The organism is Desulfitobacterium metallireducens DSM 15288 (assembly GCF_000231405.2).
In the GTDB taxonomy this organism is placed as follows: Bacteria; Bacillota; Desulfitobacteriia; order Desulfitobacteriales; family Desulfitobacteriaceae; genus Desulfitobacterium_A; species Desulfitobacterium_A metallireducens.
On sequence record NZ_CP007032.1, the window covers coordinates 2,140,481 to 2,156,707 of the forward strand.

General features: G+C 42.3%; 17 protein-coding genes. 1 reads left to right on the forward strand and 16 read right to left on the reverse strand.

Annotation, left to right across the window (positions count from 1 at the left end; translation table 11 throughout):
* Nucleotides 1-157: 157 nt before the first annotated feature.
* From DESME_RS10350 to DESME_RS10425, 16 genes are all read right to left on the reverse strand, one after another.
* On the reverse strand, nt 158-598 hold the full coding sequence (locus DESME_RS10350; protein WP_006715991.1) for a hypothetical protein: 441 nt from the start codon (nt 596-598) through the stop codon (nt 158-160).
* An 872-nt stretch (nt 599-1,470) separates the two neighbouring features.
* Nucleotides 1,471-1,965 (reverse strand): acetolactate synthase small subunit, encoded by a 495-nt coding sequence (gene ilvN / locus DESME_RS10355; protein WP_006715989.1) that lies wholly within the window; start codon nt 1,963-1,965, stop codon nt 1,471-1,473.
* A gap of 4 nt (nt 1,966-1,969) precedes the next feature.
* Complete coding sequence (gene ilvB / locus DESME_RS10360; RefSeq protein ID WP_006715988.1) at nt 1,970-3,661, reverse strand: biosynthetic-type acetolactate synthase large subunit; 1,692 nt, start codon at nt 3,659-3,661, stop codon at nt 1,970-1,972.
* A gap of 181 nt (nt 3,662-3,842) precedes the next feature.
* On the reverse strand, nt 3,843-4,829 hold the full coding sequence (gene secF, locus DESME_RS10365; protein ID WP_006715987.1) for a protein translocase subunit SecF: 987 nt from the start codon (nt 4,827-4,829) through the stop codon (nt 3,843-3,845).
* Nucleotides 4,829-6,064, reverse strand: coding sequence for a protein translocase subunit SecD (secD, locus tag DESME_RS10370; protein WP_006715986.1), 1,236 nt, complete (start codon nt 6,062-6,064; stop codon nt 4,829-4,831). Before secD ends, secF begins: the two co-directional genes overlap by 1 nt.
* Nucleotides 6,065-6,288: 224 nt before the next feature.
* Entirely contained in the window at nt 6,289-6,951 is a 663-nt protein-coding gene (locus DESME_RS10375) for an HD domain-containing protein (RefSeq protein ID WP_006715985.1), read from the reverse strand.
* The gene (locus tag DESME_RS10380; RefSeq protein WP_006715984.1) at nt 6,944-7,687 is read right to left on the reverse strand and encodes an EcsC family protein; all 744 of its coding nucleotides are present in this window, start codon (nt 7,685-7,687) and stop codon (nt 6,944-6,946) included. The genes DESME_RS10375 and DESME_RS10380 overlap by 8 nt, the downstream gene beginning before the upstream one ends.
* 131 nt (nt 7,688-7,818) lie before the next feature.
* Nucleotides 7,819-8,175, reverse strand: a complete 357-nt coding sequence (gene yajC / locus DESME_RS10385) for a preprotein translocase subunit YajC (protein WP_006715983.1) — start codon at nt 8,173-8,175, stop codon at nt 7,819-7,821.
* A gap of 86 nt (nt 8,176-8,261) precedes the next feature.
* Complete coding sequence (tgt, locus tag DESME_RS10390; protein WP_041483983.1) at nt 8,262-9,398, reverse strand: tRNA guanosine(34) transglycosylase Tgt; 1,137 nt, start codon at nt 9,396-9,398, stop codon at nt 8,262-8,264.
* A gap of 65 nt (nt 9,399-9,463) precedes the next feature.
* Nucleotides 9,464-10,489 carry a tRNA preQ1(34) S-adenosylmethionine ribosyltransferase-isomerase QueA gene (gene queA / locus DESME_RS10395; protein ID WP_006715981.1) on the reverse strand — a complete coding sequence of 342 codons (1,026 nt, stop codon included), beginning with the start codon at nt 10,487-10,489 and terminating at the stop codon, nt 9,464-9,466.
* Between the two features lie 35 nt (nt 10,490-10,524).
* Entirely contained in the window at nt 10,525-11,904 is a 1,380-nt protein-coding gene (locus tag DESME_RS10400) for a SpoIID/LytB domain-containing protein (RefSeq protein WP_006715980.1), read from the reverse strand.
* Nucleotides 11,905-11,957: 53 nt separating this feature from the next.
* Nucleotides 11,958-12,980 (reverse strand): Holliday junction branch migration DNA helicase RuvB, encoded by a 1,023-nt coding sequence (gene ruvB, locus DESME_RS10405; protein WP_006715979.1) that lies wholly within the window; start codon nt 12,978-12,980, stop codon nt 11,958-11,960.
* Nucleotides 12,981-13,016: 36 nt separating this feature from the next.
* Nucleotides 13,017-13,613, reverse strand: a complete 597-nt coding sequence (ruvA, locus tag DESME_RS10410; protein ID WP_006715978.1) for a Holliday junction branch migration protein RuvA — start codon at nt 13,611-13,613, stop codon at nt 13,017-13,019.
* Complete coding sequence (gene ruvC, locus DESME_RS10415; RefSeq protein ID WP_006715977.1) at nt 13,610-14,107, reverse strand: crossover junction endodeoxyribonuclease RuvC; 498 nt, start codon at nt 14,105-14,107, stop codon at nt 13,610-13,612. Before ruvC ends, ruvA begins: the two co-directional genes overlap by 4 nt.
* Nucleotides 14,108-14,270: 163 nt before the next feature.
* Nucleotides 14,271-15,029, reverse strand: a complete 759-nt coding sequence (locus DESME_RS10420; RefSeq protein WP_006715976.1) for a YebC/PmpR family DNA-binding transcriptional regulator — start codon at nt 15,027-15,029, stop codon at nt 14,271-14,273.
* Between the two features lie 75 nt (nt 15,030-15,104).
* Nucleotides 15,105-15,515, reverse strand: a complete 411-nt coding sequence (locus DESME_RS10425; RefSeq protein ID WP_006715975.1) for a DUF3842 family protein — start codon at nt 15,513-15,515, stop codon at nt 15,105-15,107.
* A gap of 401 nt (nt 15,516-15,916) precedes the next feature.
* Between DESME_RS10425 and DESME_RS10430 the strand changes: the two genes are divergently transcribed.
* A complete protein-coding gene (locus tag DESME_RS10430) occupies nt 15,917-16,135 on the forward strand; it encodes an alpha/beta-type small acid-soluble spore protein (protein WP_006715974.1) in 219 nt (72 codons plus the stop codon).
* Nucleotides 16,136-16,227: the final 92 nt, after the last annotated feature.

The window sequence follows — 16,227 nt, forward strand, 5'->3', positions numbered from 1 at the left end:
TAGGGATATAAAAATGGGACTCCCTCCGGAAGTCCCACGGATTTCTCCGCTGCCCTTTTACTAAGGCCCAGCTATAGCCTGACGCTATGTTATTGTATATGATATATATATCAAAAATGAACCTATTGGTCAAGCTCGATTATAATTTTTTTTAAAATTAGATGAGAATATTTCCCAAAACAATCCAAGTGAGCCCTAAAAAAGTTCTCCATAAAACAGGAGCAATGCCCCAAAAGACCTGTTTTCTCCTCAGATGAGGTACTAAACCTGTTCCCATAACCATTGCCCATAACATTAAAGCAATAAATGGCGTGAGAAACGCACCAAACACTACAAGGCTAACCATTCCCCCTGCTAAGCCTGTGATGAGTTCACTCTTTCCTGCTTTACGACTGAAGAATAAGAGTAAAATAACTGCCCCGCTGACCCCCGCCAATAAAGAAAGTTCCCAGAGCCAAAATTCCTCTTGTTTAAATAGCCCAATTAAACTGGTTAATATCAGGCTAGCTCCTATAATTCCACGGATCCCTGCGATAATAGTCATCCCTGCTGCCAAAAGAAGTAGCCCTTCAAGCGCGACTAATTGCCAAAAAGTCAAGGGCTCCCCTCCTCATCTCAATAAATTCTTATAAATTGTTACATTTACCTCACTAAGTAAGTATCCTCTATTATCTCACGATAAAAGTTTTTTAAACCGTCTATTCATAGCTTGTTCGTTATTGTCAAATATTCCCTTTTGTGCATATTCTATATTAGTTCTCACTCATCTTAGTAATTCTTTTGGAGGAGGTTTGCTCTATGTGGTGGGGTCGTGGTTTCTGGGGGTTTCCCTTCTTTCCAGGCTTTTGGGGTTTCCCATTCTGGGGTTGGCGCCGTTGGTGGTGGTAATTTAACAACTTGGAACAAGGCTGCTTGGCGTTCTGCCAGCAGCCTTATTTTTTTGTGACAAGCCCCTTTTAGTATACACAATCATGGAAAAATAACTTGGAATCATATTGGGAATAATGAAGGGCTATTGCACTTGAACTAAGCGTTCATTGTACAACAGCCCAACCAACATCCTCAAAATGAGAGCTTAATAGATAATCTTAGAAGATAACACCGAGAGCAATAAGAATCAATATCGCAACAGCAATAACGCCTACGCCAGCACCACAGCCTCCATAACCATATCCGTACATAATTTCACCCCCGAAATAATTGTTAATTCAATTTTAGAATGGGAAGAACTTAAAAAACAATTCCTAAGGCGATCAATAAGAGAATAATAACGACAACAATCGCGATTCCGGCGCCACCAACACCAAATGTCATGATTGTTTCCTCCTTTATAGTTGGTAATATCTGGTTACAGTATAAAATATTCCCTATCAGAGAATATGTGAGATGTCCAATTAAAAAGCTCCTGTTAAAATACAACTTTTAACAGGAGCTTTTTATTAGCTAAGTTTAAGAAGTGAGGCGAATGCGCTATTGCTCTTTCGCGGGAATAGGCCCACGCGAGAGGGCAATCTTACCCGTGCGGACTATTTCAATAATTCCATAGTCTTTAAGAACTTCGCAGAAAGCATCAATTTTGCTCTCTTCCCCGGAAAGCTCGATTACCATTGTCTCACGATTTACATCCACAATCTTGGCTCGAAAAATATCCACAACATCGACGATATGCGAACGGAACTCCGCACTGGCTTTAACTTTTATCAGGGCAAGATCCCGTTGAATTGAATCCTTCGAAGTGAGATCTACAATCTTAATTACGTCGATTAACTTGGATAGCTGATTAACAATCTGTTCCAGCTCATTTTCATCCGCTTGGACAACTATTGTAATCCGAGTCGTATCCGGTTCCTCCGTATAGCCTGCAGCTATGCTTTCTATATTAAAGGCACGACGGCTAATGAGACCGGATATATGCGTCAAAACACCAGGCTTATTTTCAACAAGAACACCTAAAGTATGTCTCATCTCATTAACCTCCCATAATCATTTGATCTAAGCGACCCCCTGCCGGAACCATAGGAATCACATTTTCATCCGCCGGAATCCGGATATCGACAAGGATCGGGCCCTTGGCTGCTAAAGCTTGTTCAAGTGTTGCTTCTAACTCCTCAGGCTGAGTAACGCTTAGTCCAGGAATGCCCATTGCCTCAGCGAGCTTTACAAAATCAGCTTTTACTTTTAACGTGGAATGGGAGTAATGTTCATTATAAAACATTCTTTGCCATTGCGAGACCATACCTAAAACCTGATTATTTAAGATAAAGATTTTCACGGGCAAGTCCAAATCGGCAATTGTAGATAATTCCTGACAATTCATCATAAATCCGCCGTCACCTGTAAACACGACCACAGGCTGTTCAGGACTTCCCACCTGAGCACCTAATCCCGCCGGCAATCCATACCCCATCGTTCCTAGCCCTCCTGAGGTCAAGAAATGCCGTGGATGTTTGAACGTGTAGAATTGAGCCGCCCACATCTGATGCTGCCCCACATCTGTAATGACAACCGCTTCTCCCCTCGTCAATTGGCTTACCCTTTCGACGACATCTTGGGGCATGATCTGACCAGGACGGTGCGTATAGCTCAATGGTTTTTCTTCTTGCCAAACCTTAAGCTGATTTCTCCATTCGTTATTCTTACCAGACCACTCTTCAGCAGGCCATTTTTGAACCTGCTCAAGTAAATTTGGAATTGCCCAACGTAAATCTCCTACTACTCGAATATCTGCTGTAACATTCTTATTGATTTCAGCTGCATCAATATCGAAATGAATTACTTTTGCTTTTGGAGCAAATTTTTCAACCAATCCTGTCACACGATCATCAAAGCGTACCCCTAATCCAAGAAATACGTCACACTCCGTTGTGGCCATATTGGCTGCATAAGTTCCATGCATCCCTACCATCCCCAAGTTTAACGGATGGTCATCGGGGACGCACCCAAGACCCATTAGGCTTGTAATGGCAGGTATTTTCGTATATTCAATGAACTTTCGTAATGGGAAAGACATATCCGATATGTTAACACCACCCCCAACGAAAATCAGTGGTTTTTTAGCTTGTTCTAAGACCTGGGCGACAGCTTGAATCGCTTGAGAATCTCCGTCAAAGACCGGATGATAACCTCTTAAACAAACATCCTGCGGATACTCAAAGTCCAGTTGTGCAGCAAATACATCCTTCGCAATATCGATTAAAACAGGGCCTGGACGACCCGTACGAGCAATATGAAAAGCTTCCTTCATCACCTTAGGAAGTTCTTTAACATCTTTAATTAAATAATTATGTTTTGTAATTGGCGTTGTAATTCCCGTAACATCGGATTCTTGAAAAGAATCTCGTCCAATCAAAGGGACTGCTACTTGACCTGTAATCGCAACGAGGGGTACGGAATCCATATAGGCTGTTGCAATCCCGGTGACTAAATTCGTCGCACCTGGTCCTGAAGTCGCAATACACACTCCAACCTTACCTGTCGACCGCGCATATCCATCCGCTGCATGTGCGGCTCCTTGCTCATGCCGGGTCAGAATATGGGGAAACTTAGCCTCATATAAGGCATCATAGAGCGTTAATACAGCGCCCCCTGGGTACCCAAAAACGATTTCGACTCCTTCTTTTCTCAAGCTTTCAATAACAGCCTGAGCTCCCGTCATCCTCATAAACGCCCTCCTCCTACCTTTTAATGTATTATAGTACACATTCAAAGAAATTGCACTATAGTAATTGATTCAACTTACTGAAAAATCTTAGAAAGACCGACTTTCGCTGAGTTTGCAATGAAAATTTCTTTATGTTAAAAAGTCCTAGGCATTGCCTAGGACTTTTAAGGATGACGTGAAGTTAAGCTTTAGCACCTGAAGGGTTCTTGCCACGTGTTGACTTCATCCGGAGCTTAATCTCAACTAAGATTTGACTCGCATTGAAAATCGAAGAATAGGCACCAGAGATCACACCAATGAGCATCGCCAGTGCAAATGTACGTGTCGATTCACCACCCAGAATTAAAAGAAAAACTAAAGCCACGATAACTGTCATAACAGTCTTAATCGAACGTCCCATCGTTTGCCAGATTGACTTATCGACCATATCTTCGTAACTGTCTCCGCGTCTCATCCGAACTTCATTTTCTCGAATTCTATCAAAGATAACTACTGTATCATTGATAGAGTAACCAAAAATCGTCAGAATTGCTGCTACGAAGGTTGAATCCACTGGCCATTGGAAAATTGAAAAAAGTCCTACTGTTACAAGAATATCATGTAACAAAGCAACAATTCCAGAAACAGCAAAAGCAAATTGGAAACGGATCGAAATATAAACGAGCATAAGAACGGCAGCAACCAGCAACGCTTTCAACGCATTCGCTGTTAACTCCTGTCCGATTGATGGGCCCACTTTATCTTCCTTCAAACTCGCCTTATCATAACTTCCAGCAATTGTCTCTAGAGCTGTTAACATTTTGTTGCGTTGATCTTCGTCCAAGGCTTCAGTTCGAATCAAGGCCAATTTATCGTCTGAAATTTGAACATTTCCACTCAATCCTACCGATTGTAGCGTATCTGTAATCTTCGCCTGAGTCGTCGGTTGGTTAAATGTAACTTCGTACATGGAACCCCCTGTAAAATCGACTCCTAAATTTAGTCCTCGTGTAAATAGAGAGATAAGACCTGGGACGAGAATGAGTAAGGAAATCGCAAACCACCAATATCTCTTGTTCACAATATCAAAGTAGAGTGGATGTATTTTCTTAACCTCTCCATACGTTTCTGACTCAGGCTTATGTGCCGGTGTTGGCGTAGTTGATTTGGAATTTTTCTTATCTGGCATTACTCTTCCCTCCTAGCGCCAAACCATTTCGAATTCATTTTCGGATTAATGTTGACAATCCACCGCATAATTATGCGAGTCAAGGTTACTGCTGTGAACAAACTAGCCAGAATACCAACACCAAGGGTAATCGCAAATCCTTTAATTGAACTTGTCCCAAGGAAGTAAAGGGTCACAGCTGCAAACAATGTGGTAATCTGAGAATCAAAAACCGTAACAAAGGCACGGCTGAAACCCGCTTCAACTGCAGCACGCAATGATTTACCAAGTCGTAGCTCTTCTTTAATCCGTTCATAAATAATAATATTTAAGTCTACGGCCATAGCGATCGTTAAAATAAAACCGGCGATACCTGGAAGGGTTAGTACAGCACGGAACCCTTTAAGGACCCAAAGGTTGATGAGCATCAGTACAATTAGAGAAAGATTAGCAACTAAACCAGGTACCCGATACAAAACAAGCATAAAGAGGAAAATGAAGATAATTCCATAAATACCCGCTTGAACACTTTTATTTAAGGAATCTACACCGAGAGATGCACCAACCTGACGCTTTTCAACAATTGACAAGCTCACAGGCAAAGCCCCTGAACGCATAAGAACTGCATAATTAGCGGCTTCTTCTAAGGAAGAATAACCGGTAATCTGGGCTTGTCCATTCGCAATTGGTGTATTAACCCGCGGATTTTGAATCTGATCATTATCAAGATAGATTCCTAAGTTTTGTCCAACAAGCTTCGTTGTTGCAGCTGCAAACTTATTGGCTCCTTCGGTTGAAAATGTTAAATTAACAACAAATCCACCACTTTGCTGATCACTTCCAGCGCGAGCATCTTTGAGATCTGAACCTTCGACCAAGACATTCCCCTGCGGATCACGGAAAGTCAACTTCGCAGTAGTCTTCAAGACTTCAACCGCCTTCTCGGGATCCTGAACACCAGCGAGATCAACCACAATCCGCTTATTTGCCAGATCCGCTTGCACTACTGGCTCTGACAATCCCATTTCATTAACCCGTTTTTCAATAACGGATTTAGCATTGTCCATATCTTCATTTGTAACTGCGGCTCCCTCTTGGCTCGGTTCAGCCTGCAGAATCAAATGGACACCGCCGCGCAAGTCAAGTCCCAACGGAATTCCAGTTTTGGGATCTGTAAGGGGCTTAATTGAAAACACAACAGCGATAGCCACCAGCAAAATGGTTGCTGTGAGCTTAAGGATACTTGCCCTTTTCATTCTTTTTCCTCCCTTTTAGTTTGCCTGGGACTTGCCCATGCCAAAATTTATTATAAGGCTAGGCCCGTCTTAGTGTCAATTCGGGCATAGGATATTAGTAAGCTACTTTTTATCTTTTCTCGACTTTAATTTTTACCATTTGTTTTTTAAAACGTGTTATCAAACAATTTATTCCATAAAGCTTCAAAGTTTTCACCCGTGGCGTAATACCAATATCCAAAAATTTATAGCAATTTTACTTCATTGATCTTAAGCTCAAAACGTGTTTTTAAGAAATTAGCGGCTTTACGGCATAAAAGCATACGGGCCATAAAAATTTCAAAATAATCCATAACCGGACAAAGTTCCGTATTGATTGTGATTTCTAATGCGATCCTTTCATTAGGATAAACTCGTAAGAAAGAATGCTCTACTGCATAATTAACACGGTCGTGGATGTCAAAAGTTGCCAAATCAGGGTTCCTTACACGCGAACGATGAACATCAGATTTATCTGCTAGAATCAAGGCTGCAGATACATCATTGACTGGATTTCCATCCACCTCATCATGATTTCCAATTGCACCAATGATGATGGCAATTTCCTCTGGAGCCATACCATGCCTTTCTAAAATTTGAGAGGCCATAATTGCACCCGTCTGTGCATGGCTGACTCGATTTACAGCATTGCCGATATCATGGAGGTATGATGCAATAGCAGCAAGTTCACAAGTTCTTTGTGGATACTCTAATTTTTCAAGAATATTTGAGGCAATACGGGACACTAATCCCACATGACGCAACCCATGCTCAGTAAATCCGATCGCTTCTAAATGTCGATTTCCACCTTCAATATAACCCTGAACGATAGGGTCTGCTTTAAGATCGTTTATGGTAAGCTTAGTCATGCTCTGGTCCTCCTTCTTTCAGTATCCTGAGGCGGTAACAATTGATTGCCGTCTCGCCCAGATCGTCTAATAACCCATAGTTTGCCCAAGCTCCAATCACCGCTCCTAAACCAGGGATCATTTGTAACATCTTCCGAAAATCAATGGCATCTCGATATTCCTGTTGAAATTGTTCCCAATTGATTTGTTCTAGCGAACGTTCTTCTGGAAACCGAGCCACTACCTCCTGCCAATGCTGAAGCTCATAGAATAATACGGGTCGTTTTTCTTGACTCGAAAAGGCAAGTTGAAAAACATAGAGCAAGTAAAGACGTTCCGTGTAATCATACGTTGAAAATCCGTACACGTGCGCTAATTCAAATAAGAACTTCATTTTAATCACAATTAACACAGGAAAGTCTGCAATTCCAAGGACAATTCCACCAGCGCCTGTTCCAGCTCCCTCAGCTGCAGCAATTCTTTTGTATTTCTTAAGTAAAAGCTGACCTTGAGCATCACGCTCTTGAAGTGTCAATCCCATTTGAGGTTCACCTTTAGGGACAAAATTCAGTCCAAATAAAACAGCCTTGATGAGCCCTTTAATTGTAGTTGTTATAGCATCATAGACTTTCCGTGGAATCATTTGATTGACACGTTCTTGTAGCTTCTTAGAGCTTTTTTCAACAAGACCGGATGGCTTTAAAATTTTCTTCTGCCAGCGTTGCAAATGTCTTCTGACGGATTGCTCGTAAGTCACATCATTTCTCTCCTTTAATGATGAGGCAAAAAATAAGAAAGCAAGTGGTACACCACTTGCTTTACCCGATACTCTTTATTGTACCACTCAAGAAAAAACTCATGCGTAAATTAGACTTCACCGGTCGTGATTTATTTTTCGTCAGTAGCTTCCGTTCCTTCCTTAGGAGCATCTTCCACTTTAACTTTAGCTTTATCTTTTTTATCCTTTTCAACGGCAACTTCTCGATTTTCGACACTTGCAATTCCATTCTTGGTTACTTCGATCTCGACTTTATCAGCAATCTGTACCATTACCGATTTTTCTTTGACTTTAGTGATCTTACCATAAACTCCACCGGCGGTGATAACTTTATCCTTTACCCGTAGACTGTTAAGTAAAGCTTGACGTTGTTTGGCTTGTTTTTGTTGTGGCCGAATCATCAGAAAGTACATAATCCCGAAAAACACCACAAAATAAAGAACAAGAGTTAGAGTTGATGATTGCATAAAGAAATCCTCCTTAAAGTAATAGTCATATTTTGGATATTCATTATTAAAATGAAGAACCCTTCTTTGTTACACTGACTATGTATTTAGTCTAGATAACCATAATCAGTAAAAAACTTCTGTCGATATTCCGGTAAGCGGTCTTCAGCAATCGCTTCCCGAATTTCCTTCATAAGCGTTTGTAAAAAGCGCAAATTATGAATACTCATGAGGCGTAAACCTAGAATTTCATCGGCTTTCAGCAAATGACGAATGTAGGCTCGTGAATAATTGCGACAAGCATAGCAATCACACGTCGGATCGATTGGCATAAAATCATGAGCAACTGCAGCATTCCGAACGACAAGCTTCCCATAACGCGTCATTGCTGTCCCATTACGAGCGATCCGTGTCGGTAAGACGCAGTCAAACATATCAATCCCGCGCATGACTCCCTCAATCAAAGCATCAGGTGAACCGACTCCCATTAGGTAACGAGGACGATCCTTTGGAAGTAAGGGAACGGTATAATCCATAACTTCATACATCAGTTCTTTGGGTTCACCGACACTTAGTCCACCAATCGCATAACCTGGTAAATCAAGTTCTGTAATTTCAGCTGCGCTTTGCTTTCTGAGATCCTCAAACATGCTCCCTTGTACAATTCCAAAAAGAGACTGACGATCCGTTGTCGTCAAGGTCTCCTTACAGCGTTTTAACCAACGTGTCGTCCGCTCCATCGATGCTTTGGCATATTCCCGAGTTGCTGGATAGGGGGTACATTCATCAAAAGCCATCACGATATCTGAACCCAAAGCCATTTGAACCTGGGTTGCAATTTCCGGGCTTAGAAACTGTCGTGATCCATCAAGATGGGAGCGAAATTCAACCCCTTCTTCCGTAATCTTACGGAGATCGCCTAAACTAAAGACCTGAAAGCCTCCACTATCGGTAAGAATTGCTCCATCCCAATGCATAAACGAATGCAATCCACCCGCTTCACGGATAAGCTCTTGCCCTGGACGGAGAAACAAGTGGTAGGTATTACTTAAGATAATTCCTGCCCCTATTTCTTTTAATTCTTCTGGATTCATCGTCTTAACCGTCGCTTGTGTCCCAACCGGCATAAAAACGGGCGTATTGATCACCCCGTGCGGAGTGTGGAGCTTTCCTAATCGTGCTTTCGTTCGTGTATCTTCTTTTAAAACTTCTAAACGTACCGCAGGCAAATGGTTCACATCCATTTCAATTTAATACTATTCATTATACGAGTAATTGGATTAAAGTACAACTTTTGGAAAAATAGCTTTTACAAGATGAGCATAGCATCTCCAAAGCTATAAAAGCGGTAGCGTTCTTGCACTGCTAACTCATAGGCTTTCATAATCAAATCCCGTCCAGCCAAAGCACTAACTAACATAACCAAAGTTGATTTAGGGAAATGGAAATTTGTAATCAATGCATCAACGACTTTAAAAGAGTATCCTGGATAAATAAAAATATTTGTCCATCCTTCCCCAGCTCGAATCAACCCGTTCTCCTGTCCAACCGATTCTAGCGTACGTGAGGCTGTTGTTCCTACGGCTATCACACGTCTTCCTTCTTGTTTAGCTCGATTGATCCGCTCGGCCACTTCCGGGGAAACGCGATAATACTCAGAATGCATCTCATGCTCTTCAATCTTTTCTACTTTCACCGGTCTGAATGTGCCTAGCCCGACATGGAGAAGGATCTCGACAATTTCAATTCCCTTTTGACGTAACTGATCCATCAACTCACGCGTAAAATGCAATCCTGCCGTGGGTGCAGCTGCTGAACCGCTCTCCTTGGCGTAAACTGTCTGATAGCGTTCTTTATTTTCGAGTTTTTCCGTGATATAGGGTGGCAAAGGCATGTTTCCTAATTCATCAAGAACAGCCTCAAAAATCCCCTCATACGAGAAACGAATTATACGATTACCATCCGGTAGGATTTCCAAAAGCTCTCCGATGAGTTTTCCGCCTCCGAAACTCACCTTCTGACCCTCTTTTAAACGCTTACCGGGTTTAATCAGCACTTCCCAAACATCCCGTTCTATGCGCTTTAAGAGGAGGCATTCGATATGAGCACCCGTTCCTTCCTTCTCCCCAATTAAGCGGGCAGGTATGACCCGAGTATTATTGACCACTAAAACATCCCCGGGTTGTAGTAGATCAGGCAACTCATGAAAGATGTGGTGCTCAATCTCACCACTGGTACGATTAACCGCCATTAACCGTGAGGAATCCCTAGGTTCCACAGGGTGTTGAGCGATAAGCTCTTGAGGTAGATAAAAATCAAACTCTGATAACTCCAACTCTCATTCTCCTTTGATTCCATTCAAATCAATTCTTATTTGTCCACAAGGACAACATTATCGTAATAAAAATCCAGTATTTCTTGATAACCATATCCAAGTTGGGCCATATGATACGCCCCCCATTGAGACATTCCAACCCCATGGCCCCAACCGCGTCCCCAAAAGATGAACACACCCTCTGAAGATGGATTTTCACGAATTCCAAGTGAAGAACTAAAAATTCGATCTAAACGAGGACCTGAGTTTATTGGGACATTCTCACTTATCACTGAAGGCTCGATCAAATTTTTCCATTGTCCCAGCTTATTTTCTTGACCTTTTAATTGGGCTTGACCCGGAATTTCCTGAACCTCAAAAAGGCTTCCCAAGAAAGCCTGACTATGTATAGGGTGTCCAAAGGGATAAAAAGCCTGGACAAAAGTCCTCCCCGAGATCTCCTTCGATTTGCCGTTTTGATCCGTCATCCTTACTTTTTTTACTCTACCCGACGGGTATTTGTCAAGTTGAACCTCTTGAATCGATGATAACTGAAACGTCTTGCCTAAGACATCTGCGCCAATAATGAAACGCCATTGATCTGTTGCCCCACCCATTCCTTTAGAATAAGGATCAGGATGAGACGAAAAATGGGTATCTGGATTACTCCAGACATTCTCTGCCTTTTCTGTATACCCCCCATTATGGGACGAGTATAACGCATCAATCGGGAGTTTCGTCTGATCATCGACCAAAATCTTTCCCTCTGTCGCAATGATGGCTGTGGAGGCTTTCCCTTCGACCTCTTTACCAAGATAAGCCTGATCAAAATCAGGAGAGTCCGTAATTTGCGAGTTTATTTGTAATTTTTTCACGACATAAGTTCGTGCCGCAACTGCTTGAGCTTTTAACGCCTCTAAACCATCTTGAGCCCAAAGATTACTCATTTCGATCGGAACAACTCCTTTTAGATATTGTTCCAGATCAATTTGATTAATTAATGACCAATGATCTCCTTTCCAACTTAGGCGCAAACTTCCGCGATAACGAACAGATTCTCCATCCGGGGTTTGGATTTTAAAGACTCCAGAAGAGTCCAGAGCTCTTAATTCAATTTGAGTCCCCCTCCAAATTTGGAAAGGGTTATCATTGAGACGAATGATCGGTGCAAGCCCTCCCCAACCACACTCCAGCGATGAACCTTCAGCGCATGGGGTTTCAGTTATCTGCTCTTTGAACTCTGTCAGTTGATAATTCCCTTCGTCGATCTGAATTCCAATCCAACCCGCATCTTTATATTTCCAGACCAATTCAACCGGGATTTCTTGAGCTAAGCAAGGCTTAGCGTTCAGGAAGACTAAAAACAGCATAAGTACCATCAGGACGCATCTTTGAAAAGTGGACAATCCATTTTCTCCTGGTAAATAAGGTAGCATTTGAAACCACCTCTTTTTCCCGTTTAAAATCAGATTGCCCTATTTATGTTATCTTATTCTTCCGAAAGCTTCACTTCTTGATTATAAGGATAGGGAATACCCATATGTTCATACGCACGAGCAGTAGCCACTCGTCCCCGAGGTGTGCGTTGCAAAAATCCCTTTTGTAACAAGTAAGGCTCAACCACATCTTCGATGGTTTCTGATTCTTCACCAATCGTTGCGGATAAGGTATCTAACCCTACTGGTCCCCCAGCAAACATCTGAATAATTGTATTAAGCGTGTTATGGTCAATCCGATCTAGCCCCGCGGGATCAACTTCAAGACGATCTAGTGCTTTACGCGCAAGTTCTGTAGTGACTACTCCATTCTCCCAAACTTGGGCATAATCCCGCACTCTTTTAAGTAAGCGATTGGCTACTCGCGGTGTTCCACGCGAACGTCGACCAATTTCGGCAGCTCCATCAGGGGTGATCTCGAGATGTAAAATACTCGAGGCGCGTCGAACAATCTTAATCAAATCTTCTACTTCATAAAATTCCAAGCGACTAATCACGCCGAACCGATCTCTTAAAGGAGAGGCCAGCTGACCTGCCCGCGTAGTCGCGCCAACTAGCGTAAAGGGGGGCAGTGAAAGGCGAATCGAGCGAGCACTTGGGCCTTTACCTATGACAATGTCCAAGCATCCATCTTCCATAGCAGAGTATAATATTTCTTCCGTCGTCCGGCTTAGGCGATGAATCTCATCGATAAACAATACATCTCGAGGCTCTAAAGAAGTTAGGATTGCTGCCAAATCCCCAGGTCGTTCAATGGCTGGCCCAGAGGTCGTTCGAATATTAACTCCCATTTCTAAGGCAATAATATTAGCCAATGTCGTTTTGCCTAAACCGGGTGGCCCATAAAGCAAAACATGGTCCAACGCTTCACCGCGAGCTAAAGCAGCTTGGATAAATATTTGAAGGTTTTCCTTAACCTTCGTTTGTCCGATGTAATCTCCCAGCCGATGCGGACGAAGGGCTTCTCCCTCAACATCCTCCGGTAATTCTTGCGGAGATACCATACGTTCTTCCATGCCGATTTATCCTCTTCTCTTATTTATTATGCATAATTATTTCTGAGACGCTATTGCCCCCAAAGCTTCTTTAACCTGCTCTTCAACCGATAACTCACGGCCCTCCGTTAGAATTTGAGCTAGTGCCTTTTTCGCTTCCTCTAAACTAAAACCTAAAGCTAACAAGGTTTCCACAGCTTCGGATTGGATTCCCGTCCCTTCCAACGAGATATAGGATTCTCCGCTCCCAACTTTGCCTTTAAATTTCTCCCGCAGTTCAAGGACAAGGCGTTGAGCCGTCTTTTTACCGATTCCGGGAACCTTCGTAAGCATTGTCAGGTTTTCCCCTGCAATAGCGCTTTGTGCTTGAGTCAAACCTAACGTCGAAAGAATCGACAATGCTGCTTTCGGACCAATTCCTGAAACGGTAAGCATCTGGAGAAATATTTCCTTTTCAGCTAAAGAGGAAAATCCATAGAGTGAAAGTTCTTCCTCCCGCAAAACCACGTGAGTATATAAAACCAACTCTTGCCCCGAATGAAGTTTCGACAAAAGTCCGTAAGCCACTGTGAGTAGATAACCTGTTCCCTGAACATCCAAGACGAGCTTATCTGTCTGAATCTCCCAAACCTTTCCTCGTAACATCCCAATCATTTTATCTCTCCCATCCGATTCAGCAAATTTACGCTATGGGCATGACAGATAGCAATTGCAAGCGCATCAGCTGTATCATCCGGTTTAGGAATTTCATTAAGGCCCAGTAACGCACGTACCATTTGTTGAACCTGTTTTTTATCAGCTTTACCATACCCTACAACTGCTTGTTTCACCTGAAGGGGTGTATATTCGTAAACGGGGATTCCCGCTTGTGCTGCTGCAAGAAGCACAACTCCGCGAGCCTGTCCCACTGAAATTGCAGTTGTGGTATTACGATTAAAGAAAAGTTCTTCCACTGCAACTTGCTCAGGACGATGCGCTTCGATAAACGCTTTCATCTCTGTATAAAGCATCAATAATCGTTCCGACATCGGTATATGTGCCGGAGTCCGCCAAGATGCATACGTTATGGGAATCAAACGATTCCCTTGTTTTTCAATTAAGCCATAACCCATAATAGCTGTTCCTGGGTCAATTCCAAGTATCTGCATAGTCACCTTCCTTTCAATAGAAACAATTCGACAGGAAAGCGAGGTATTCCTGTTTTATAATTACTCCACAAAGGAAAACGGTGCCCGCCTGAGCACCGTTCTCCGTACTTTTCTGTCTTTAACTTAATTTATATGATAACTAATTGACAATATGACTCCCGTTTTATTCTAAATCCTCGTCAGAAAGAGAATCAGCAAGTTCAAAGTTAGCATAGACGCCTTGAACATCATCGTGTTCCTCTAAAGCATCCATTAAACGGATCATTTTCTTGGCTTGCTCTAGATCCGCAATTTCGACTGTATTCTGAGCTATTTGATTAACGATTGCTTCAGCAACAGGAACTTTTTGACCGAGTAGGGCTTGGTGGACTCCGTCCAAATCTTCTGAAGCAGTATAGACTAAATAATTTTCTCCATCGTTATCGATATCTTCTGCCCCAGCCTCTAAAGCCATAAGCATGAATTCATCCTCAGAAAGCTCAAAATCCTCGAGTGGAACGGTTATTTGTCCCTTTTCGTTAAACATCCAATTAACGCTTCCCGTCTCCCCGAGATTACCTCCATTTTTTGAAAAAATATGACGCATTTCTCCTGCAGTTCGATTCCGATTATCGGTAAGAATATCGGCCATGACTGCTGCTCCGCCTGGGCCGTAACCTTCATAACGAAGCTCCTCATAAGCAACTCCATCAACACCGCCAGCACCCTTTTGAATCGCACGCTTGATATTATCATTTGGCATATTCGCAGCTTTTGCATTATCAATAGCAATTTTCAAACGAAAATTATTCTCAGGCTCGCCACCGCCTGCACGCGCCGCCACAATAAGCTCACGACCAAGTTTTGTAAACACTTTACCCTTTTGAGCATCTGTTTTTGCTTTTTTATGTTTAATATTCGCCCATTTAGAATGTCCTGACATTAGATAATCCCCCTTAATTAGTACAAAAAATATTTTAACACAAAAATTCAGGGTGTAAAAGACCTCAGTCCTTTTTTACGGAGTTACTCTCTGCTCAACCTCATTAACTAAGCTCTCAACATGATGAGGTAAAGGAATGCGGTTTGATCCTATGATTTGGATATTCCCTCTCTGAATAGGAATCAGGATTTTATCCGCTTGACTCTTCGCAAGAGCTGTTGCGATAAGAGGGGTAATCTCGCCCATTAACCCATAGACAATCATAATTTGAAAAGATCCCACAATCAAATCGACGCGCTCTACATTAAAACATATCGCGGATTCTCCAGACGCTCCTTCGGTTGCGCCCGCTCGCATCATCGCCCCTGTTGCTAAGGCATTTGTACCTAAAGCAAGGATTTCTAGTTCGGGCATCCGTTTCCGCAGTTGCTCAACGATGTGTTTACCTATACCTCCACCTTGTCCATCAATGACTGCTACTCGCATTGTGCCCCTCCTTAACGATCTAACCTTATTTTACACGTGATACCAGGAATTCACAATCCGGTTAATAAATTTAATATTCTGACTTTTATAAAATGGGTAGTAAAACTTTGCGAAATAGGTTATACACTAGTTGTGAAAGCAACATGTTTCACAACTAGTGTATAACACTGGTTACCTTCTCATCTCACTCCTCCTCAATCTAACCCCTCTGCTCTATGCCCAACTCAGTTGGGCTATTTTTTTTTGTACACCTTTCGCGTTTTATTTCGATCAATTTATTTTCATCTATCTCCTTTTTATTTTATCAGATGAATATTTTTCAGGAGATTCGGACATTTTAATAATGTTTCCTAAACATTTGATAACTCTCCCCACTGTTTAATGAAAAAGGAGGAAGGCCAATGAGCCGTAACAAGCCAGAGATTCCTGAATCCGAGAAACAGTTAGATTCACTTAAGTGGGAGGTCGCTGAAGAACTCCACCTCGATGATGATATTCAAGAAAAAGGGTTTGGAAACATGACAACCCACGAGGTAGGGCAAATCGGCGGAAATATGGTTAAAAAAATGGTTAAATACGCCGAGGAACAAATGACACATGGAGCAGACCTTAACGATTAACCATTATGAATCATGATTGTAAAGATGGTAGTGACGGCCATCACGACATCTTTGCTCTGAAGTGACTCTTCTCAGAGCACTTACACCAAGGA